The sequence below is a fragment of the Paenibacillus ferrarius genome, assembly GCF_002027705.1.
GTDB classification, from domain to species: domain Bacteria; phylum Bacillota; class Bacilli; order Paenibacillales; family NBRC-103111; genus Paenibacillus_E; species Paenibacillus_E ferrarius.
Genome location: NZ_MBTG01000056.1, coordinates 118876 through 140911 on the forward strand (window position 1 = coordinate 118876; position 22036 = coordinate 140911).

General features: G+C 46.2%; 16 protein-coding genes and 2 tRNA genes. 16 read left to right on the forward strand and 2 right to left on the reverse strand.

All coding sequences use genetic code 11. The annotated features are described in order from the left end of the window. The first annotated feature begins 11 nt into the window (after window positions 1-11). A complete protein-coding gene (gene dapA, locus BC351_RS35785; RefSeq protein ID WP_079420113.1) occupies window positions 12-887 on the forward strand; it encodes a 4-hydroxy-tetrahydrodipicolinate synthase in 876 nt (291 codons plus the stop codon). Window positions 888-906: 19 nt separating this feature from the next. Next, window positions 907-1290 carry a RidA family protein gene (locus tag BC351_RS35790; RefSeq protein WP_079420115.1) on the forward strand — a complete coding sequence of 128 codons (384 nt, stop codon included), beginning with the start codon at window positions 907-909 and terminating at the stop codon, window positions 1288-1290. 785 nt (window positions 1291-2075) lie between these two features. On the opposite strand, the gene BC351_RS35795 is transcribed toward BC351_RS35790, so the two are convergent. Both BC351_RS35795 and BC351_RS35800 read right to left on the reverse strand, forming a co-directional pair. After that, complete coding sequence (locus tag BC351_RS35795; RefSeq protein WP_079420117.1) at window positions 2076-2582, reverse strand: GNAT family N-acetyltransferase; 507 nt, start codon at window positions 2580-2582, stop codon at window positions 2076-2078. Window positions 2583-2604: 22 nt separating this feature from the next. After that, window positions 2605-3981 (reverse strand): dipeptidase, encoded by a 1377-nt coding sequence (locus tag BC351_RS35800; protein ID WP_079420119.1) that lies wholly within the window; start codon window positions 3979-3981, stop codon window positions 2605-2607. A 340-nt stretch (window positions 3982-4321) separates the two neighbouring features. On the opposite strand from BC351_RS35800, the gene BC351_RS35805 reads away from it, so the two are divergent. The 14 genes from BC351_RS35805 to BC351_RS35865 all read left to right on the forward strand — a co-directional run bounded on the left by BC351_RS35805 (window position 4322) and on the right by BC351_RS35865 (window position 21960). After that, on the forward strand, window positions 4322-5092 hold the full coding sequence (locus tag BC351_RS35805; protein WP_079420121.1) for an ABC transporter ATP-binding protein: 771 nt from the start codon (window positions 4322-4324) through the stop codon (window positions 5090-5092). After that, window positions 5055-6155: an efflux RND transporter periplasmic adaptor subunit gene (locus BC351_RS35810; RefSeq protein WP_079420122.1), complete on the forward strand. Its 1101-nt coding sequence runs from the start codon at window positions 5055-5057 to the stop codon at window positions 6153-6155. Before BC351_RS35805 ends, BC351_RS35810 begins: the two co-directional genes overlap by 38 nt. Further along, window positions 6155-9082, forward strand: a complete 2928-nt coding sequence (locus BC351_RS35815; RefSeq protein ID WP_208629900.1) for an ABC transporter permease — start codon at window positions 6155-6157, stop codon at window positions 9080-9082. The genes BC351_RS35810 and BC351_RS35815 overlap by 1 nt, the downstream gene beginning before the upstream one ends. Window position 9083: 1 nt before the next feature. Then, window positions 9084-9998, forward strand: coding sequence for an ABC transporter ATP-binding protein (locus BC351_RS35820; RefSeq protein WP_079420124.1), 915 nt, complete (start codon window positions 9084-9086; stop codon window positions 9996-9998). Beyond that, entirely contained in the window at window positions 9995-11473 is a 1479-nt protein-coding gene (locus tag BC351_RS35825; RefSeq protein WP_079420126.1) for an ABC transporter substrate-binding protein, read from the forward strand. Before BC351_RS35820 ends, BC351_RS35825 begins: the two co-directional genes overlap by 4 nt. A gap of 58 nt (window positions 11474-11531) precedes the next feature. Then, on the forward strand, window positions 11532-13682 hold the full coding sequence (locus BC351_RS35830) for a hypothetical protein (RefSeq protein WP_079420128.1): 2151 nt from the start codon (window positions 11532-11534) through the stop codon (window positions 13680-13682). Window positions 13683-13958: 276 nt separating this feature from the next. Further along, window positions 13959-17069, forward strand: coding sequence for an efflux RND transporter permease subunit (locus tag BC351_RS35835; protein WP_079420129.1), 3111 nt, complete (start codon window positions 13959-13961; stop codon window positions 17067-17069). A gap of 29 nt (window positions 17070-17098) precedes the next feature. Next, complete coding sequence (locus BC351_RS35840) at window positions 17099-18355, forward strand: efflux RND transporter periplasmic adaptor subunit (protein ID WP_079420131.1); 1257 nt, start codon at window positions 17099-17101, stop codon at window positions 18353-18355. Window positions 18356-18379: 24 nt separating this feature from the next. Next, window positions 18380-20131 carry a hypothetical protein gene (locus BC351_RS35845; RefSeq protein ID WP_079420133.1) on the forward strand — a complete coding sequence of 584 codons (1752 nt, stop codon included), beginning with the start codon at window positions 18380-18382 and terminating at the stop codon, window positions 20129-20131. A gap of 160 nt (window positions 20132-20291) precedes the next feature. Next, complete coding sequence (locus tag BC351_RS42835; RefSeq protein ID WP_167356966.1) at window positions 20292-20456, forward strand: hypothetical protein; 165 nt, start codon at window positions 20292-20294, stop codon at window positions 20454-20456. 92 nt (window positions 20457-20548) lie between these two features. Further along, a tRNA-Met gene (locus tag BC351_RS35850) sits at window positions 20549-20625 on the forward strand. A 14-nt stretch (window positions 20626-20639) separates the two neighbouring features. Next, window positions 20640-20713, forward strand: a tRNA-Ile gene (locus BC351_RS35855). A gap of 75 nt (window positions 20714-20788) precedes the next feature. Then, window positions 20789-21067, forward strand: a complete 279-nt coding sequence (locus BC351_RS35860; RefSeq protein ID WP_079420135.1) for a DUF2277 domain-containing protein — start codon at window positions 20789-20791, stop codon at window positions 21065-21067. Between the two features lie 146 nt (window positions 21068-21213). After that, window positions 21214-21960 carry a DUF1906 domain-containing protein gene (locus tag BC351_RS35865; protein WP_079420137.1) on the forward strand — a complete coding sequence of 249 codons (747 nt, stop codon included), beginning with the start codon at window positions 21214-21216 and terminating at the stop codon, window positions 21958-21960. Window positions 21961-22036: the final 76 nt, after the last annotated feature.

The window sequence follows — 22036 nt, forward strand, 5'->3', positions numbered from 1 at the left end:
AGATGAGTCAGATGTTAAAAGAGCAGGATTTGCAAGGAGTTTACGTTCCGATCATTACACCATTTGATGAAAAATTTGAGATAGATGCAGCTTCTTTTTACAATCAGGCCTATCAATTGTTTCAAAATGAAGTGGATGGTCTTGTTGTCAATGGGACTACAGGCGAGTCGCCGACCATCACGGGGGAAGAGTTAGCGCTCTTGTTTGCAACCGCACAGGCAGCAAGAACGGCAGCCAACGTACAAGCCCCGCTTGTCGTCGGCACAGGGACGAATGACACGTTATCTACAGTGAAAAAAACGGAAATGGCAGGCAATTTAGGGGCAGACGCTGCTCTGGTGGTCGTGCCTTATTACAATAAACCAAGTCAGCAAGGAATTATTGCGCATTTCCGCCGAGCAGCAAGTGTTGGCGTTCCGATCCTTGTATACGAAGTTCCTCATCGGACAGGTGTGACATTGGAATTGGATACCGTTCGTGAAATACTCGATATTGACGGGGTCATTGGTATGAAAGACAGTACGCCAAATACGAAACTGGTAGCGGAGCTGACCCGAATGGGGTCGAAGCCAATTCTTTGCGGGGAGGATACGTTGCTGTTTGATGCCCTTCAAGCAGGGGCCAAAGGTGTTATGAGTGCCTCAGCCAACATTGAAACGGAGCGATTCGTCGCGTTCTATCGCCACTTCGCAGCTGGCAGGAACGAGCAGTCCAAAGAGCTTTTTGAAGGACTGCTGCCGCTTATTCGACTTCTTTTTGCAGAACCTAATCCGGCTCCGCTCAAATGGCTGCTTGAACAGCAGGGCGTCATAGCAAACGGTACGCTGCGCCTGCCACTTTTGCCAGTCACCGAAAATTTAGCAAAAAGATTAACGCCTTTTATATAAAAGAAGAGGGGGAAGCGCGATGAATCGAACGAAAGTGTTTACAGGATCGCCGTGGGAACCGCTAGTTGGTTATTGCCGGGCGATTCGTGTGGGAAACCGCATAGAGGTTGCAGGTACAACTGCGATGAAGGATGGTGAAGTCGTTGGCGCGGGGAATGCGTATGAACAGGCGCGATATGTGCTTCAGACGATCGAACATGCCCTGCATGAGTTGGGGGCAACCATGTCTGATGTTATTCGAACGCGCATGTTCGTGACGGATATTTCCTTATGGGAAGAGTTCGGCCGCGCTCATGGCGAGTTTTTTCGCGAGGTGCAGCCTGTGGCTACGATGGTCGAAGTGAAGGCGCTGATTGATCCGGATTTGATGATTGAGATTGAAGTTGAGGCCGTTCTAGGCTAAACCCAAACGGGGCTGTTTCAGAGGGGGGAAAGTATTTGAATCCGGCTTGAGCCTGTCGAAAAGGTGGCTGTCTCATAAGTAGATAGACCTTCTAGAGGGACTGCTTCTTTGATTGAGATTCGGAGAGGCTCAATCGTGCCTATTTCAAACTTACTTTTACTATTCGATTACCGATAGCTCAGAATTGTACATTAGAACCTGACATAAACTGGCCGTTCTGCGTGTGATCTTCTTTCATGCATATGACTATAGCTGTTCGGATCTATTTAGCTGTTACGGGTTCTGATAATCTCTTGATGAGCCTCTGAACTTTCTAGTTTCTCTGACTCTAGCTCCAGTTGCTTACTCTAAACCTGCAATTATGCATCTTTTTTGCTCTTGGAATAGCCTTAACTAGTAAATTCCTGCGTTTGTGCAGGTTTTTGAGGCTTTTTCTGGATGAGCGGCTGAAAAAGATCAAAATGCCTGCACAATTGCAGGCATTTCCACTTTTTAGCCGAATTTGCTCGGAAATTCCTGTATTTTCGCAGGCTTTTACACTTTGGTGATCTGATCTGATCTGAGCCCCTTCATCCTACATGAAATTATAAAGTAATCAAGCCTCATCATCTATCGAAGCTTACGTACTAAATTTTGCTTATGGGACAGCCTCAAACCCTGCTCGAGCCTGCCGAAAAAGCAGTCTCAACGCACGAAGCAGTAGCCTCCCCGCGGAAAGCACGCCGAACCCAAAATGACACTCAGGAGGAATTCCTCCCAAGTGTCATTTTGTTCCTGCGCAGCTGTTAACCTACACGCTTACCTACAATAATAAGGTCGCGTTCAATGCCATCCAGCTCTGCAATGCCTGGCAAATGCGCCCAGTTCTCAAAGCCAAACTTGCGGAATAGCTGCAAGCTGGGCTCGTTGTGGCCGAATATGAAGCCAAGCAAGCTTTTGATTCCTAATTCAGGACTAGCTTCAATCGCTTTTTCGATTAAATATCGGCCAATGCCTCTGCCGCGGTAGGCTTCATCTACATAAATGCTGATTTCTGCGGTAGCATTATAGGCAGGTCGGCCATAAAAGGATTGAAAGCTGAGCCAAGCGCATATATGATCGCCGTCTTCCATAACCCATAAGGGGCGGAAGTCGGGGGAGTGCTCATGAAACCAAGCTTCTCGACTTGCTATTGCAACAGGTTCCGTATCAGCGGTGACCATACGGCCTGCCACGGTTGTATTATAGATGCGGACGATGTCTGCAAGATCTTCAAGCTGGGCATTGCGAATAGGGAGAGGTGAGGTGCTCATTGTGTCGGTTCATTCCTTTCACTTAGTTGCTCATTGCTGCAAGCTTCAACCAGAATCGGCTGATGGTTTCTGTACCTTTACTCCAATTCATCAAATGAAAATGTTCATTTGGAGCATGCAAATTTTCACCTGGCAGGCCAAAGCCAAGAAGCACAACCGGAGCGTCCAACACGCGTCCTAATACTTCAACAATGGGGATAGATCCGCCGCTTCGTGTATAGACTGGCCATACGCCGTAGGTGTCCTCATAAGCCTCTGCTGCTGCAACCATGACAGGCTCATCAATATGGGTTATAAAAGGATTGCCTCGCAGCTGGCGGTCCATAGTCACTTTGACGCCAGGCAAGGATTGCGCATGAATATGCGTTTCAATGGCATCCATGATTTCTTCCGGCACCTGCGCCGCAACGAGTCGACAGGCCACTTTGGCTGTAGCCCGATTCGGTATGATGGGCTTAATCCCTTCACCTTGGAAACCGCCGGTCACGGATGTAATTTCCAGCGTTGGCCTTGATGTGGTTTGCTCATAGAAGGAGAATCCATTTTCCCCGTACAGCGAATCCACTTGCAAATCAGCGCGTACTTTGTTTTCATCCGGTTCCACTTGTTTAAACGCTTCGCGTTCCTTGTCTGAAAGCTCAATAACGCGGTCATAGAAGCCTTTGACTGCAACTTGCCCCTTATCATCGTGAAAAGTGCTGAGAAGTCTTGATATGGCATGTATCGGATTCTGAACGGCACCTCCAAACAACCCCGAATGCAGATCACTATTCGCTCCGTCCACTGTAATTTCGAAGCCTGCTAGTCCGCGAAGACCATACATGAGGGCCGGTTTGCCCGGTCCGTGCATTTGTGTATCGGAAAGTGTGATGGCGTCAGCTTGTAATTTGTCTTTATATTTCTCTACAAAAGCAGGCAAATGCTTGCTGGCAATTTCTTCTTCGCCTTCGATGCAGAATTTCAAGTTTACAGGAAGACTGCCCTGTGTGCGGAGAAACGCTTCAACCGTTTTGACATAAAGCAGCAGTTGACCTTTGTCGTCAGTGCTGCCACGGCCGAACAGCTTGCCATCGCGAATGATCGGATCAAAGGGAGGCGTCTCCCAGAGCTCAAGCGGCTCAGCGGGTTGAACGTCATAATGACCATAGATCAGCACGGTCGGCTTGCCTGGAGCATGCAGCCAATCTGCATAAACGACCGGATGCCCGCCAGTGGGCATAATTTCAATATGTTCAAGACCTGCTTGCTTCAACGATTGTGCCGTCCACTCGGCGCAGCGAAGCATATCGGGCTGGTGCTCGGCGACAGCACTGATGCTTGGAATCCGCAGAAACTGCATGAGTTCCTCTATGTGTTGATCCTTTTGCTCGTCCAAATAAGCTTTGATGGGTTCAATCATGTGTAAGTTCTCCTTCTTTGAAAGCAATATTAGTTAGTTGCTCCTTTTAACTTCCCCAAATACAGGTGAAATCCTGCAAATTCGTCTTAAAGGGGTGCATATTTATCCGAGAATGGCCAATCTGACTCGCACCAATCATGTTTTGTAAAAGCGTGTCAAAATAGGTCATTGGATGTATGGATAAATATTCCATTTAATAGTATCTTTTAATAGATTACACGTATGGATTTTATTGTAAAAAAGTTTTCAGGAAATTTTCAGTTTCATGAAACTTTTTTGGCAGATTCACCGTCTACTTTAGCATACATACAGTTTATCTATGAAAGGGAGTCCTACGATTATGGCGAGATGGTTTCGCAAAAAAAACACATCGGAGGCTTTGGCGTTCGAAGAAGAGCCGGCAATTGAAGTCAGCTCATCTCCTTCTAGACAGATAAAATCTCCACTTCTGACCGTAAGTGGCGTCCATCGCTCCTTTCAAGTTGGAGGTCAGAGATTGGATGTATTGAAAGGGATCGAGATGGAGTTGAAGCCGCTGCAGTTGGTGATGCTCAAAGGCCGTTCAGGCTCGGGTAAAACAACGCTGCTCAATTTAATTGGCGGACTTGATCAACCGAATGAGGGGGAAATTCGGTTTCAGGAGCATGCCTTCCATCTTAGCAGTGATGATGAGCGGACATTGATTAGACGCAAAGAGATTGGCTTTATCTTTCAATCCTTTGCCTTGATGCCGCTGCTGTCTGCTTGGGAGAATGTGGAACTCGCCCTGCGGATGGCAGGTATTCCGCGTTCCGAGTGGAAAGCCAGGGTTAAGCACTGTTTGGAGCTTGTAGGACTTGGCAAGCGGATGCATCATCGTCCCTTTGAGCTTTCTGGAGGAGAGCAGCAGCGTGTCGCGATAGCCAAAGCGATTGCGCATCGGCCATCGCTTATCTTGGCTGATGAGCCTACAGCAGAATTGGATTCCCAGATGGGAGCGCAAATTATGTCTGTATTTCGCAGTATTATGAAGACAGAGCAGATCACGATATGTATGACTACTCATGACCCTACAATTTTGGAGGTTGCCGATCATGTTTACGAAATGGTGGACGGGAAGTTCGTCTCTTAATTGGACGAAGAAGCCCCTAGCAGCAGCACTTATATGTTCAACCCTCATCATCGCTTCAGGCTGCTCGCTATTGCCTAAAGAGCAAGAGGAAGAAGCTATCCCGTCGATTAATCCACCGAAGCTTTCGAAGAAACCAGAATATACGGTGAAAACAGAAACGCTGGAAACGAAAGTAAGAGGAAGCGGGCGCCTTATGGCGTTGAAGGAGGAGAAGCTGTTTTTCTCGGAAGATATGACGGGGAAGCGAATTAGCGCCGTTCTAGTGAAGAATGGGGACGCGGTTGTACAAGGACAGCCGATTGCCGAACTTGATGTTTCGGATATGGCCAGCGATTTGAAGCGGAAAAAGCTGCAAACGCGCAAAGATGAGCTCACCATGATCGAAACGCTGCGCAAGTCGGACGAGATGTCGCCGGAACAAATTGAGCAGGCGAAAATTGATTTCGAGCTGAAACGCGAGGAGCTTGCGAAGCTCGAATTGCAAGTAAGCAAAGCCCAGTTAGTAGCACCCTTCAGCGGCAATATCGTTACGGTTGTCTCGAAAAAGGGTGATACCGTGAAATCAGGCGAATCCGTTGCAACGCTCGCTGATTTGAATGAGCTCACGGTTGCAGCTAGCATCAGCGCAGATGACGCCAAGAAGATCGCCATTGGCATGGAAGCACAAGTGGATATCAATTCCTCGGGGCAGCACAAGGGAAAAGTAAAGCAGCTTCCGGTAGTGCAAGGGAATGACAATAACAATGGTGGAGGATTCCCTGGCGACGGACAAGGCGGTCAGCAAGATTCCATTGACAAATATCTGGTCGTACAGCTGGATGAATTCCCTAAGGGTTTAAATCGAGGAACACCGCTTAGTGTCACAATCATTACCCAAAGAAAAGAAAATGCCACAACGATTCCACTCGCTGCGCTTCGCACTTATTCCGGTCGCAATTATGTTCAAGTGATTGATGCTCAAGGAAATAAGAAAGAAATTGACGTGGAGATTGGCCAACAGACTTCAACGGATGTGGAGATTGTAAAAGGTCTTACAGCCGGTCAGAAAGTAGTGGGTCGCTAATGTCTATCCCGATGCTGCGGTTTTTATTTCGAAAAATGTGGAATACCCGCTGGCTAACGCTAAGCACGTTATTAGGTCTTGTCATGGCTGTTGCCTTCACTACAAGTATCCCGATGTATGCAGATGGATCCTTGAAACGAGTCGTTGCCAAGTCGCTGGAAGAGAAGTCTAGCGGGCTGCCTGCAGGCTCTTTGCTTATGCGATATCAAGCCGTTGGGTCAGAACGTGCAGGACTGGATGAGCTGAAAGACGTCAATGTATACATACAGGATCAAATTCCTAAGGATATTGCTTTTCCAGTGGCAACTTTCGCAAGCACCTACACCATCAAAGGGGCACAGTTGACACCAGCCGATCAGACGAAAGTGGACCCAAGCAAACGTCGTCAGATGACGCTGACTTCGATGAGTGGGCTCAATAATCAGGTGGAATGGACCATTGGGCAGATGGCAGCGGGACAATTGCAAAATGGCATGATTGAAGCTGTTGTTCTCGAGGAAGCTTTATATCGGAATGATCTGCATATCGGGGATGTCTTTAATTATTCCGTTACGGGTGCAGGTGGCAGCCAGCTTCTAAAGGTGAAGATTGTTGGCTCTTTCAAACCGAAGAACGACACAGACTCCTATTGGTTCCAAGGGTTGGAAGGATTAGTCAATACACTTGTGATTCATGATGATGTGTTTATGAAGACGTTGCTAACGGAGAAGAAAATTCCGCTGCAGCTTGCTAATTGGTATTATGCTTTCGATTTGCGCAATATTCAAACGAGTCAATTATCGCAATTGGATAACCGTTTGGAGCGGCTGGATATCAACCTGTTCCAGAAGCTCAAAAATACGAAGGTAGATGTTTCCTTCAAGCCTATTCTTGCCGAATTTAAAGCGCAAAGCTTGCAGATGCAAATTCTACTGTTCACCTTAGCGGCACCGATGATTGCCATGGTTTTCTATTACATCGTGATGAATGCCAGACAATCCCTAGATCGCCAGCGTGGCGTAATCGCCATATTGCGAAGCCGTGGAGGCAGCACCAATCAAATTATCGGCATTTACTTCCTGGAAGGTTTGCTGCTTGGCATTATTGCGCTGCTGATCGGTCCGTTTATGGGCTGGTTCATGGCCAAAAGCATCGGTTCCTCGAGCGGATTCCTGACGTTCGTAGACCGCAAATCGATTCCCGTCAGCTTCACATCGGAAGCGATGCTTTATGGCAGTCTCGCCGTTCTTATCGCGATTCTGGCCAGTGTGATTCCAGCCGTTATGTTTGCGCGATCTTCGATCGTGAACTACAAGCAGCAGCTTGCGCGCTCCGATCGCTCACCGCTCTGGCAGCGCTGGTTCCTTGACATCGCGCTGCTTGGTTTCGTCGGTTATGGCTTCTACTTATTTGATCAACGTCAAATATTATCCGTCCAAACCGGGCTGACGACAGATCAGCTGCAGGTGCATCCGCTCTTATTTTTCGTGCCTGCGCTTTCGATCTTTGCGCTTGGACTTTTCTTTCTGCGCATTTTTCCATGGCTGCTGCGATTGTTCGGCTGGCTCGGCCGCAAATTCCTGCCTGTGCCGCTGTACTTAACCCTTGCACAGCTATCCCGTTCAGCCAAAGCCTATTATCCGCTCATGCTGCTGCTGATCCTTACGTTGGGTCTTGGGGTGTACAATTCTTCAGCAGCACGCACGATAGATTTGAACTCGACGGAGAGAACCCTCTACCAATATGGAACGGATGTCGTGATGCAGACCGTTTGGGAAGGCTTTTCGGATGATCTGCCAAAAGATCCTAAGGCTGGCAAAAACGGCGGTTCGCAGGGAGGCGGAGGAAACGGAGGAAACGGCGGGAATGGCTCTAATGGCTCTAACGGCAATGGTGGTTCGGGTGGCGGCCCAGGTGGTCCAAAGCCAGGCGAAGAAACACCAAGCAAGATCAGATATGTCGAGCCGCCATTTCAAGTTTTCCGTGACTTAGAGGGCGTTAAAGCAGCTGCAAGAGTGCTGCAAACCAAAGGAAATGTCGTCGTATCCGGTAAATCGACCGGCCAAGGCATGGTTATGGGCATCGACAATGTCGATTTCGCCAAAGTCGCGTGGTTTCGACCAGACTTATTCCCAGCGCCGCCGCATCAATATTTAAATCTGCTGGGAAGTTACGAGCAGGCCGTCATTATTCCATCCAACTATGCGAGTAAATATGCGCTGAAAACAGGAGATTTGCTCTCCATCACGATTGGACAGCAGCCTGTAGAATTCGTCATCGTCGGCATCTTGCCTTATTGGCCAAGTCAATATCCGGATCAAATGCCATTTTTCATTACGAATCTGGATTATTTGTATGATCAGGCTCCAATTCTTCCTTATGAGGTTTGGCTGAAAATGAAACCGGACGCGAAAGTAGCGCCTCTTGTTGCAGCTCTTCAAGCCAAGGGAATTGAACTTGCCGCCGTAAAAGATGTGCGCAATGAGCTGATTATTCAGAACAAGCTTCCTGCCAGAGGCGGTGTTTTTGGGATCCTAAGTCTAGGATTCTTGGTCTCGGTAACGGTATCTTTAATCGGCTACATGCTGTATTGGTTCTTCAATCTCTCCAGCCGTGTCGTACAATTCGGGGTGCTTCGTGCCATGGGGCTTTCGCGCAAGCAATTGACCGGGATGCTCCTTCTCGAGCAAGGCTTTACAGCGGGCTTATCGATTGCCCTGGGGATCGGGATAGGTAAATTAACAAGCTATTTCTTCTTGCCTTTCTTACAAACCTCACAAAATGTGAAGACGCAAGTACCGCCTTTCCGTGTCGTTTTCGATTCCAAAGATACTTACCAGCTATATTTCGTCGTGGCTTTTATGATGATAACCGGGGCGCTGCTTCTGTTCTTGCACATTAGAAGGCTGCGTGTTCATCAAGCTGTGAAGCTGGGGGAGGAGAAATAGCATGATTACCTGTGAAGGCTTGGTCAAAATTTACAAAACAGATGAAATTGAAGTTGTCGCCTTACAAGGGCTGAATATCCAAATCGATGCCGGTGAGCTGATGGCGATTATTGGGAACAGCGGAAGCGGCAAGTCCACCTTCCTTAACATTCTGGGAGGGCTGGATCGCCCCTCTGCGGGTCAAGTGAAAGTCGGCGACTGGGATTTATTGAAGATTACGGATAAACAGCTTGTTGACTACAAGCGGCATACAGTCGGATTCATATGGCAAAATAATGCGCGTAATCTAGTTTCGTATCTAACCGCACTCGAAAATGTAGAAATGCCCATGATGCTCAGCGGCAAATATGATCCAGCCTATGCCAAGCAATTGTTGGAATGGGTCGGTCTGAGCCACCGAATGAACAACAAGCTGCAGGAACTGTCAGGAGGCGAGCAACAGCGTGTCGCCATTGCGATATCGCTTGCGAACCGCCCGCGGCTGCTGCTGGCTGATGAGCCTACTGGATCTGTAGATACGAAGACAGCAGATATGATTCTCTCTATTTTTCAACGGTTGAACAAGGAACTAGGGGTAACCATTGTTATTGTTACCCATGATTTATCCATGGCTGGCAAAGTGGGAAGAGTTGTTGCCATTCGGGACGGGATGACAAGTTCGGAGTTTATTGCAAGGAATCCTTCGATTGATGGCACTGCAACTGGATTTACGAGCGAAGACCACGAAGAGTATGTCGTTCTGGACCGAGCAGGCAGGCTGCAAGTTCCAAAGGCTTACTTGACGGCTCTGCAAATTGACGGCAAAGCTTCGATGGAGTTCGATGGCGAGAAAATTATGATCAAAGCACCAAAAGGGCTAGCTGCGGATGAAGATGCAGCACCTATTACATCTACTGTTGGAGGGAAAGCGAAATGAAATTGATGAATCGTAGAATGCTGGCAACAACCTTAACGCTTAGTTTGGTTGTGCCTTTAGCTGTTGCTTGTACAAAAGGGGATAAAACGGATAATAAGCAGGAACGTGTGCTTCGCATCGCGAATTCCATGGGGTATGGCGGAGATGATGAATATTTCAGACAACAATTCACGGAAATTTTTGAGTTCGCCAATCCGAATATCAAAATTGAGTTTATTCCTACCATGGACGACGCGTTCCGCTTTGGCGGGGGGCAACCAGGTGAAAAGATGCCAGATCCTATGGTGAAATTGAAGGAAGTCATGCAAGGTGACAATCCACCGGATGTAGTCATGGTCGGTTATGAGCAGCTGCCCGAAATTATTGAAAGCAACCTGTTGACACAGCTTGATCCTCAGATTACCAAAGATAAATTCGATACATCAGGCATTGTGCCTGCGGTCATTGATGGTATCAAAAATGCAGGCGGCGGCAAGCTCTATGCCTTAGCGCCGACTTTTAGTTCATCAGCGCTCATTTATAATAAAAAAATGTTTACAGATGCAGGGGTAGATTTTCCGAAGGACGGCATGACGTGGGATGAAACTTTTGATCTTTCCAAACGTCTAGTTAAAGGGCAAGGAGAGAATCGCATTAACGGCTTCTCTTTCTCTACACAATCTCAAGGCGACAATTTATTTTATGGCATGCAAATGTATACAGCTCCCCTTCAGCTCAAGATGTTTGATGATGCCGGAGAGAAAATGACGGTAGACACGGATCAATGGGAAAAGGTTTGGGCGAAAATGGCGCAGCTGCAAAAGGACAACGTGTTCCCGGAATTGATGGATCCTCAGAAGCCGATGAACCGCCAATTCGATCAGAACAATCCATTCTCTTATGATGACTTCATGTCGAATCGTTTAGCGATGGGAATCATCAATTACGGACAGCTTCAGCAAATTACGAATGCGAACAAAAATGCTGCGAGCTATAAAGGTTATACGCCTATTGATTGGGATGTCGTAACGATTCCTTCCCATCCTGAAGCGAAGGGTGTCGGCGGATCTATCTACATGAATGGGATTATGGGGATCAATGCCAAAGCGCAAAATCCGGAAGATGCATGGAAATTCATTAAATTTATTAATGGCGAAGATTGGGCAAAGTTGAAGTCGCACAGCTCTTATAATTTAGTAGCTCGTTCCAAGTATTTGAAACCTAAAGATGGATTGGATTTCCATATGGAAGCTTTCTATAATGTCGTGCCTGCTCCGATGGAAAATAACATGAAACTCTATCGTGAGAATCCGAACATTTATCAGGTTCAAGAGATTGGACGCCAGCAATTCTCCAACGTCCTGCAAGGGAAAACAACCGCACGCGAAGGACTTAAGCAGTGGCAGACACAAGGCGATGCGATGCTGAAACAAATGAAAGAAAACCCAACAACACCAATGCAGCCTGGCGTGATGCAAGCTGTACCTGCCGGTTAAGGCAGAGCAGCTTGGCAGCTAACAGCCAGTTAGACTTATAAGGAGGTCATTCATCCCCATGAAAATTAAGTTTCATCATATTCGCTTGGCCACTATTGCTTTGTCAGCAACCTTAGTCCTAGGAGCTGTTACGCCCGTATGGGCGGACAGCACTCCAGCAGCAATCTCAGCTGCTATAGGCAAGGTGCCGATTACAGGAAGCAGCTATTTTGAATTAAAGCAAATTCACGTTCTTCCTGACCAAAGCGGGAAATTGGCGACATTCACCATCAGCATTCACAACGAAGGCAACAGTGAACTTCAGTTTATTGATTACTGGGCCCGTTTGAAAAGCAAATCCGGCAATCAATTCTCGGCGCGTTTAGTTCCTGCGGATAAAGATAAAAACCGTGTGGCCCCAGGGTCAACGACAGATTTAACCTTTTATGCGAATGTGAATGCGACTACGAATTTGCAAGATCTCGTTGTTCAATTCATCAAATGGGATTTTAGCCAGACCAATTTTGAACGTGTGCTTGGCGAAGTTGCCGTTCCAGCTGATTTCACAGATGTTACGCCAACCGACAGCGCTGCGGCCATTTCCGTTGGGGGCGTTCAAGTCAATGCTTCGATTAAGAAGTTCGTCAGCAACAAAAATGAAAAATATCATGTTCCAACGGTTTACTTAACATTAGAAAATGGGGGGAATAACGCAGTCACGATTCCTTCCTACCTCTTTTCCATTCGCACATCCGAGGGCCTGCTGTATCCATTGGAAGCCAAAGGAATGAAGGATCTAAAGATTAATCCAAAGGAACAGAAAGAAATTCAATTATCCGGTTCGATACCGGTCGCTGTTGCTACGAATGGTTGGCAGCTTGCTGTGGCTGAGACAATTGCAGATCTGAAGTTGAATGTTGCGGTTGCCAATTTTCAATTGCCGGCTGTTTCCAAACAGGATGGCGGTTCAATCGGCAAAGAATATACTTTCACGAACAAATCAGGCGTGTATACGACGCAAATGAATGGACTTCATCGTTTGCCTTGGGATGATCAAGATATTTTAACGGCGGATTTAACACTGTTCAACAAAGGCGATGAGTCCTTGCCCATCCCCAAATTATCCGGCTACTTCATGCTGGATGATGCTGTGAAAATTGATGCGAAGCTCATTCAGACGGAAAAAGTAATCGGACTAGGGGCTAAAGCGAATGTGAATTTGCAAATTGCCGGAAAAGTCCCTTATACGTATGAATTTTCTAAAGTGAAGCTTGTCCTGCAGGAGAATGAAACGGACACACCGGCTTCAGGAACGGATAAGGGCAGCACAACGACTACGGATGTGTTGGAGTTCTCCGCACAGTCCGAGATACAGGCTATTCCTTTTGTTAACTCCGGAGAATCCTATACCACGAACGATGTCGGGCGCAAAGCGAAATATGCGATTCGCAATGTCTCTACTTATGAAGACAAGACGAATATCATGTTTTCAGCTATGGTCGAGGTCACTAATTTGGAGAAACGGTTCTCAACGGTTTCTAAGCTGGTTGCTAACTTCCGTTCTCCAGATGGGACGATATTCCCAGCTTCAGTTGCAGAAGTGAAAAACAAGATCAGTCCAACGGGGAAAGCTTTATTGAATGTGTGGGCTACCGTACCGAAAGGGTTTTCCACCGCTAATATGAACTTGCTTTTGGGAGAGGCAGTTACGGAAGGCAAATTGTCAGAGGGAGAAAAGGCCGTAGCCGATTCTTATGTTAATCCTGTTTCCTACTGGCTTCCGGACGAGAAGAAAGAGGTAGCGAAAACTCTCAAAAATGTTGATTTGTTCCCTTATACCATTTCAATTGATAAAATTAGCACTGCTGTTGAGGATAATCTGTTTAAGCTGAAGTTTAATTACGAGCTGACCAAGGAAAAATTAACGGAAATTAATACCGAAGGCCATAATCTATTGCTTGTTTTTGAAGATGGCGGCGGCATTAAGCGATTTGAGAAAAAATTTGATTTTAAAGATTTCGATGTTTACAATGGTGACTCCACTGCTGATGAGGATACGAAGATCCGCCTTGGCAAACGAGAAAAGTTCTTAATCTCTATTTCAGACCCAGGACTTATTTTCAATACTAAATTCCTTGAGAAGTACAAGCTTAGTGTGTATGACGAGTTCCAAGGCCAAAGAAAGCTGCTGGCCACACAGACGGCTGATTGGTTTATTACGACGGACTAGCACTGAAATTGAAGCGAAGGCACAGAGCCTTCGCTTCTTTTGTATTCAGTCACACGAAGTCATAAGCAATAAGTGAACGATATGACCATTTTATGACTGAGATATGACTTCCCTCACCTGTTTTTCTGGCAATGAAGCGATATAATAAATCCAGATCACGAATAAACATAAAATTTCCAAGGAAAATTTATGTTTTGTTAAGAATTTCCAAGTATGATGAATGAGTGTGCATCATGGTAGTAACGTAATAAAGCTGGTGATAGGGGAGAAGTGAGAATGTCCAAGTTAACTGAGTTTTCCATGAAAAATATAGCGGCGATCTTTATTGTTATGCTGCTATTGGTCGTAGGAGGAACGTTTTCTACAACCACACTGAAGGTAGAAAGTATGCCGGATATTACGTTTCCTGTCGTCATAATTAGTACGACATATGTCGCACCTCCGAAGGATGTGCTGGACGAAGTTACGAAGCCGTTAGAAAAGGCTGTTGCAGGGTTAGATGGATTGAAGACCCTGAGTTCAGGCTCACAAGACAATTACTCACAGATTATTTTGGAGCTGGAACAAGATAAAAAGCCTGAAGACGTGAAGAAAGATGTGGAGAGCTTGATCTCCAATGTGAAGCTGCCGCTAGGCTCCGAGAAGCCGAAGGTATTAACAGCCGGCTTCGCATCCGAGCCTGTCTATTACTTAGCGGTTTACGGCGACGCGTCCATGAACCAAACAGAGCTGGATAAAGCCTACAAGGATACGATTCTTCCCGGCTTTAATGGCTTAAAAGGAATCGACCATGTGGATTCGGTCGGTAATCAAGACGCAGTACTTACCATTAAATTGGATGCGCCCGCGATTAACAACTATGGGCTGACTCCAGCAGAAGTATCGAGCTTGATTAAAGCTTCACTCGTTTCCAGTCCTGCGGGTACGGTGGATTTCAATGGGAACTCACAAATGGTTCGTGTCAAAGGCGAGTTGGATACGATTTACAACTTAGATAATTTGAAAATTTCAACCAAAGCAGGCGACACGCTGCTGCTGAAGCAAATTGCCAAAGTAGAAGCTATCAGCGAGTCGAAGTTTATTGCCCGATTAGATGATCAAGCAGCAATTGGGGTGCTTCTATACAAAACGAAAGCAGCTAATGCTGTTGAGTTCGCAGATAGTGCCGATAAACTGATGACGGACTGGGGAACAACACTTCCAGGGGTTAAATTCCATAAGATCTATAATTCAGCGAATGACATTAAGGATTCCATCCATGGCATGGTGCAAGAAGGCGGATTAGGCGCTGTGCTTGCCTCGCTTATGATCCTGCTGTTCCTGCGTAATATTCGTATGACGGTTATCGTTCTCGTTTCGATTCCTCTTTCGATTCTGGTCACCTTATTGGTAATGGGGCCGCTCGGTATCTCATTGAACATTATGACGCTTGGCGGAATGGCGATCGCGGTTGGTCGGGTCGTTGATGACAGTATCGTCGTTATTGAGAACATTTATAGTCAGCTGCAGGCTGCTCAAGAGCGAAATGAATCTGTCATCAAGCTGGCTACGAAACAAGTCTCCAGCGCGATTACGTCCTCGACGATTACAACTGTAGGTGTATTTGGTCCTATCGGCTTCGTGAGCGGGGTTGTCGGTGAAGTATTCCGTCCATTTGCCATCACACTTGTGGTTGCTTTAATGTCGTCATTGATTGTAGCGTTAACGGTAATTCCAATGCTGGCGAAGTTATTAGTGCTGCGCAGCAAAAAATTAGTTTCACACGATGACAATCATGTGACACCGATGGCTAAAAAGTACAAAAAAGCACTCATATGGTCTTTGAATAACCGTATCAAAACCTTGTTGATTTCTTTAGTTGTCCTTATTCTTTCAATTTTCATAACTGTTCCTAACTTGGCAGTTGCCTTTATGCCGAACAGTGAATCTGTTAAGCAAGGGGCTATCACGATTAAAATGCCGCGGGAAACATCCATCGAAATGATGAATGAGAAATCCAAAGAGCTCGAAAAAGATTTGAAGCAGCATACAGACAAAGCAGGCAAACCTGCGTTCAAGTACATTGAATCTCTCGTCGGTTACAACCAAAGCAGCGACCGTTTTGCCTACAGAACGATGATGTTTTTTGAATTAACACCAGAAACTGATGCAGATGCAGGGGTTAAGAAGTACAAAGAAGATATGCTGAAGCTTCTTCCCGCAGGCTCTGATGTTAACATTCAATTGTTCACAGGCGGTCCGCCAACCTCGACGGGTGCCGATTTCTCCTATGCGCTTAAAGGGGATGACCAGCTTTATCTCAAGCAGGCGGCTCAGCTGATCAAGGATAAAATGAAGGAATTCCCAGAACTGAATGATATTAAAGACAGCCTAAGTGATTCCAAAACAGAAGTTGAAATCACCGTAGATCAAAACAAAGCACGCTTGTATGGTCTTTCAAGTTCACAAATTCTCCAGTCGGTGAATGCTTGGATTGCAGAGGAGAAGCTTGGTGATTTGAAATTCAACAATGTCACTTATGAGACTAAAGTGCTGTTAAATCCGATGTACAAAAATTCAGTCGATAAATTAGGTCTTTTCCTGATTAAAACGCCGACAGGTCAAACGGTGCAGTTAAATGAAATTGCTAAAGTAAGACAGATTGATGCGCCTAGCAGCATTAGTCGAGAAGATCAAGAGCAAATCATCAGCGTAAGTGCTAAAATTGTTAGCACAGACAAAGGCGGAGCAAGTAAGAAAATTTCAGATGAGCTTGCCAAAATTGAATTGCCATCAGGCGTGAGCCGTGAAGTCAAAGGCGTGTCCGACGATATTAACAAAAGCTTCATGGAAATGTTCATGGCTATCATCGCGTCCATCTTCATTGTATATACCGTTATGGTTATTGCTTTTGGAAACGCCCGAGCACCGTTAGCGATTCTATTCTCACTGCCGCTGGCAGCCATTGGGGGGCTCCTTGGACTCCTACTGACCGGGGAATCCATTAACGTAACCTCACTGATCGGATTCTTGATGTTGATCGGGATCGTAGTAACGAATGCCATTGTTCTTGTCGATCGTGTTCAACAGCTTAGAAATCAGAATTATTCCATCCGAGATGCCTTAGTTGAAGCGGGGATTACACGCTTAAGACCGATTATTATGACGGCTGGAGCAACTATTATTGCCTTGCTGCCGCTTGGACTAGGTTTATCCAAAGGAACGATTATCTCCAAAGGCTTGGCGGTTGTCGTTATAGGCGGTCTGACGACTTCTACACTGCTTACACTCGTAATTGTACCTATCATTTATGAAATGTTATTTAAGAAAAGAGAAGGCCGTTGGTTCAAGAGAAAAGGGAAGTCGGCAACTGTACAATCCGAGCAAGCAGCATCTGCTCTTCAATAAGCTGAACAGGGGAAAAGGAGAAAATGAATATGAAACGTCAGTTGTTTACGATTAAACAGAGTGCCAAATTATTCGGTATCGTCGCGCTTAGCGCGGCGATCGCCGTAGGATGTTCCGCATCGCCAGCGGCAAGCCCTGCCGCGACGACGGCAGCTGTTGAGCAAGGGGTTAAGGTTGTCAAGACGGCAAAGATCGTGAAGCAGAAGATTGGTGATCCTATTGAACAAGTAGGAGATGTTGAATCCTCTGTTCAATTAGATGTAGTGGTGAAGTCTGGCGGCGAAGTTATTGAGATTGTGAAGAAGCGCGGGGATAAAGTTGAAAAAGGCGATGTCCTTTTCCGCTTGGATCCGACGGATACGTTGATTCAGAAGGATTTAAATACAGTGAGTATTAAAGGGGCTCAAGCAGGACTAACAGCTGCTAAGCAAAATACTTCAAATGGGATCGAGGATGCGAAGGATCGCGTTTCCAAAATGGAAACTGCTGTCAACGATCTACAGAAAGCCTATAATACGATTCACAACGATTATGACTTGGGAACTGCAACCAAAGCTCAGTTAGATCAGTCTCAAACGACTTTAACGAATACGAAGAAGGATCTCGATAGTGCAAGAAGATCATTGAAAACCTTGCAAGAGACCAACTCGCTTGCACAAGCGGAGACAAGTCTGGAATCCGCACAAGTCACTGCGCGCAGCATTGAAAGATCGCTGAGCAATCTGGACGTTAAAGCCCCGGCATCAGGCGTCTTAACAGATCTTAACGTGACTGTTGGCCAAACATTGAATATCGGAGTCCGTGTTGGAGAAGTTCAACAAACGAACCCGGTGAAAATTAAGTCGCAATTAACCGAAGCATCGGCTAATCTGATAAGAGGGAAAAGTGAATTGACGTTCTACATTCCGGACGTGACTCAGAAAGCAAGTGCGAAAGTCATTTACTTGTCCGATGTCATTAACGGGCAAACCAAAACGTACGATCTTGAGTTGGAAGTTGCGAATCCCGATGGCAAGCTGAGACCAGGCTCCAAGGCGCAAGTTGAGCTGACCAAGGATGATGAGCAAGTCGTGCCGGTTGTGCCAAGTTTAAGCATCGTCCGTGAGGGCGGAGATAATTTCGTCTACATCGTAAATGGTGAAACCGTACAAAAACGTAAAGTTGAACTTGGCCGTTTGAATGAAACGAATCAGGAAGTTATTTCCGGCGTAAAAGAAGGCGATGTGCTCGTTATTTCCGGGCAACATCAATTGAAAGATCAAGATAAAGTCAAGATAAGCAACTAACTTATCCTTTAGGAGGAGAAATAAGTGAAGAAGACGATGAAGAGATCGCTAGCTACCATTATTCTATCCACTGCACTTTTAACTACAGCATCTTTTCCTGCATGGGCAGCAGAAGGATCTAACTTAGCCGCTTTCGCGGCTACGAATGCTGTCACCAGTTATACGTTAACGGACAAGGTTGAAGTAGAAATCAAAAGCATTCTCAACGAGCATGAATCCGACTCAACGAAGCTCGGAGCTGTCATCCGAGTGAGAAACACAAGTGGGAAAATTACCCGCGTACCTGATTTTGAATTACGCGTTCATATGGCGGATGGTACGGACTACACCCTTCAGCCAAGCGCCAAAAATGTCAAATCGATTCAACCCAAAAGTCAACAGGAGCTAAGCTACTTGACCGTTGTTGACGGTGGCGATGATGCGGCTCTTACGGATCTTAGCTTCGTAGATGTTGATTTGGAAGTGTATCCTAAGAAGGAAACAACGCTGCTAGCCGTTAAAGTAGATGGAAGCAATGTATGGAACGGCAGCGACAGCTCGATCACAAAGCCTGCAGCCATTCTCAAATGGGGCGAAGCTTTTGCACTGCCTTCCTTGCGTTCGCCGTTAGGATTCATCCCTATTGATATTCATAAAGAAATAACGGCAAAAGGTGTTTCGACAGTCGTCCAAATTCAAGTTGTGAACCCGACCAAAGAACGCCAGAACGTACCTAACTTCGGCATCGATGGCAAGACGGAAGATCGTGTGTATTCCGGAAGTCGTGCAGAAGCTTCCGTTACCTTGGAACCAGGTGAGAAGAAATATATCCATATTGTGATTCCAACGGATTTGGACACCGAATTCACCAGCTTGAATGTCGTCACGCCAGAAGTATTTTCTGTAGCGGCAGGCGAAGGCAAGTTCTTGGATAATTCCTATCGTGTGGGTCGCATCAACATTCTGCTGCCAAACGGAGCTGCTACGCAAGGCGTTATTCCAGCACCTGATTATGCGTTGGGTACTCCAGTCAAGCTGGATTCGACGAATAAATTTGTTCCATCGAATGTTGACGTCTCGTTAGTTGAGCTGCATGTTACCAGCAATGAAGATGATGGTTTCAATACGGCTATCGCTAAGTTCAAATTGACGAACAACAGCGATCGTCCAATCCCCATTCCGGCTATTCAAACGGAGCTGGTGAGCAAAGACGGATATGCCTATGGCGGCAAAAGACAGGCGCTGACCGCACTAAGTGTCGTTCCGAATGCTTCTTACGTGGTAAGCTACTCGTACGCACTTCCTGCTTCCGAGACAGGGGAAGGCTTGAAGATGAATCTTTACAGCCAACAATCTAGTGGAGAAACAACCTATAAATCACTTCTTGCTACCGCGAAAGTACCCGTGCAGAAAAATGATTTTACAGGCAAAGAACTCAGTGTATATCCATATCAAATCACGATCAAAGATTGGAGCATTTCAGCAATTTTACAAGCTTCGATGATCTATGATTATAAGTTGAAGCTGGATCTAGATATTAAACCGGATAAAAAAGTAACAGTGGATAAATTCAACAACAGCCTTTCCTTTGAATTGTTCGACAAAGTGGGCAATCCGGTAGGGAAATCCGTTCAAGCTTTATCTGGCGAAGGCCGATTGTATAACGGAACGAATACGATTGATCTGAATGCGAGATCCAATCAGCTTGACTTCCCGATTCAAGTGAAGGTATTTGAGACGTTCACGAATGAATACGGAGAAGTCGTCAAACGATTGCTGACTACGTTCAAACAATAGCAGCGAATGAAGTGAAAGCCGCTTGGACTCTGATGCTCAGAGAACCAAGCGGTTTTTGGTTCTGTGCTCACGAAGAGCGCCGAGAGATCATGTGACTCATAAGTTAATCCGTTTATGGATAAGATAGGATTATCGATTTGAACAAAACGGAGTGATGGCGATGAATTGGATATATTGGGCCAAATTATATGATTCCAAGTTTCAAGCGGGCTGTTTAGCGAAAAGAATGGAAGAAGACTGGTGGATTTATGGCTATGAATGCCCGCAGGAAGTAGAAGTGTACAAGTCAAAAAAAGGCCGCTTCGGCGTTCGATACAACACATAAGCTGCTTGAAACTAACCTAAAAATTAACGCTTGACTTAGACCTCGCGATTGGTGTATATTTATTTTTGTCGCTGTTGAGCGACAGCTAATGACGCGGGGTGGAGCAGCCCGGTAGCTCGTCGGGCTCATAACCCGAAGGCCGCAGGTTCAAATCCTGCCCCCGCAACCAATTTATTTCATTTCGGGCCTATAGCTCAGTTGGTTAGAGCGGTCGGCTCATAACCGATTGGTCGGGGGTTCGAGTCCCTCTGGGCCCATAGCACGCAAACCCTTGGTATAAGGGTTTTTGTCGTTTATGGACATAAATAAGCCCCCCCAGAAAGGAACAAATGATGTGCCGAAACATTAAGCCTTTATTTAACTTTGATCCGGTCGTTACGGATGAAGAGATTCGCGCCGCGTCTTTGCAATTTGTTCGCAAAATATCTGGCTTCACGGAGCCTTCGAAAGCGAACGAGGAAGCTTTCGAGCTCGCGGTGAATGAAGTAAGTCTGATCGCTCGCAAGCTGATGGAATCGTTGGTGACGAATGCAGAGCCGCGCAATCGTGAGGTTGAAATGGAGCGGGCTCGGGCAAGAAATGCCAAGAGATTCGGAACGGGAGAGGCTTAAATCACTTCTCCTTACGTATAAAGGTTCTTTCCCTCAGGGAGAGAGCCTTTTTATGTTGGATCACTCTATATGTCTATTACGAGAGTAGCGCCCCAAAGCTTTTAAGCATATGATGTAGGAAACTAGTAGAAAATAGGTGATTGAAAGTGACCAAAGGTTTTGATTGTTCAACGCCTTTAACGGTACCAACTGCCGCTGCTTTCGTCAATGACGGCTACTTGTTTGTGGCCAGATATCTGGTTCCAAGTGGATTCAAAGCACTAACCAAAAGTGAAGCCGATGTAATTAGCAAAGCTGGTTTGCAGCTCGTATCTGTCTTCGAGACAACAGCTAATCGGGCTCTTGGAGGGCGGACCGCTGGCTTAGCCGATGGGGCAACTGCGCTGCAAGTTGCGAAACAAGTCGGCCAACCTGTGGGCAGCTGCATTTATTTTGCTGTCGATTTCGATGCCAGCAGTACGCAAATGGCGACGATTATTGCTTATATTCAAGCAGCGAGCGAAGCGACACCGGCGTATACAACTGGGGTTTACGGATCTTACTCCGTGATGGAGGCAGTTCGCCAGGCAGGAGTTTGCTCGCATTATTGGCAAACCTATGCATGGAGCGGTGGGAAGAAGTCCGCATTTATTCAAATTTACCAATATCTAAATGATGTCACTGAACATGGCATCGGTATCGATCATGATGAATCTTATGGGAATGAAGGCTGGTGGAACACGATATCACCACCTGACCCGCCCGTATCATATCCTTTGGCTGCCAGTGACGCCAATGCCATTATTCCTTTCCTTTCTGCGGGTTATGGGGCAACCTCCTCGCCAGATGCCCGTGAGGAGTTTCACCGCTTAGCGAATGAATTACGGAAAGCTTCAGGTCAACCTGAACAATAATGAGAAGAAAGTAAACCGAATCCTCTTTTGATCCGTTTACTCTTAGGAGTGAAGGATAATTCAAAGGAGGATTTTT

Bases quoted from the DNA above. Each gene is read 5' to 3' on its own strand.
- dapA (WP_079420113.1), top strand. From the start codon at position 12: ATGTTAAAAGAGCAGGATTTGCAAGGAGTTTACGTTCCGATCATTACA.
- BC351_RS35790 (WP_079420115.1), top strand. From the start codon at position 907: ATGAATCGAACGAAAGTGTTTACAGGATCGCCGTGGGAACCGCTAGTT.
- BC351_RS35795 (WP_079420117.1), bottom strand. From the start codon at position 2,582: ATGAGCACCTCACCTCTCCCTATTCGCAATGCCCAGCTTGAAGATCTT.
- BC351_RS35800 (WP_079420119.1), bottom strand. From the start codon at position 3,981: ATGATTGAACCCATCAAAGCTTATTTGGACGAGCAAAAGGATCAACAC.
- BC351_RS35805 (WP_079420121.1), top strand. From the start codon at position 4,322: ATGGCGAGATGGTTTCGCAAAAAAAACACATCGGAGGCTTTGGCGTTC.
- BC351_RS35810 (WP_079420122.1), top strand. From the start codon at position 5,055: ATGTTTACGAAATGGTGGACGGGAAGTTCGTCTCTTAATTGGACGAAG.
- BC351_RS35815 (WP_208629900.1), top strand. From the start codon at position 6,155: ATGTCTATCCCGATGCTGCGGTTTTTATTTCGAAAAATGTGGAATACC.
- BC351_RS35820 (WP_079420124.1), top strand. From the start codon at position 9,084: ATGATTACCTGTGAAGGCTTGGTCAAAATTTACAAAACAGATGAAATT.
- BC351_RS35825 (WP_079420126.1), top strand. From the start codon at position 9,995: ATGAAATTGATGAATCGTAGAATGCTGGCAACAACCTTAACGCTTAGT.
- BC351_RS35830 (WP_079420128.1), top strand. From the start codon at position 11,532: ATGAAAATTAAGTTTCATCATATTCGCTTGGCCACTATTGCTTTGTCA.
- BC351_RS35835 (WP_079420129.1), top strand. From the start codon at position 13,959: ATGTCCAAGTTAACTGAGTTTTCCATGAAAAATATAGCGGCGATCTTT.
- BC351_RS35840 (WP_079420131.1), top strand. From the start codon at position 17,099: ATGAAACGTCAGTTGTTTACGATTAAACAGAGTGCCAAATTATTCGGT.
- BC351_RS42835 (WP_167356966.1), top strand. From the start codon at position 20,292: ATGAATTGGATATATTGGGCCAAATTATATGATTCCAAGTTTCAAGCG.
- BC351_RS35860 (WP_079420135.1), top strand. From the start codon at position 20,789: ATGTGCCGAAACATTAAGCCTTTATTTAACTTTGATCCGGTCGTTACG.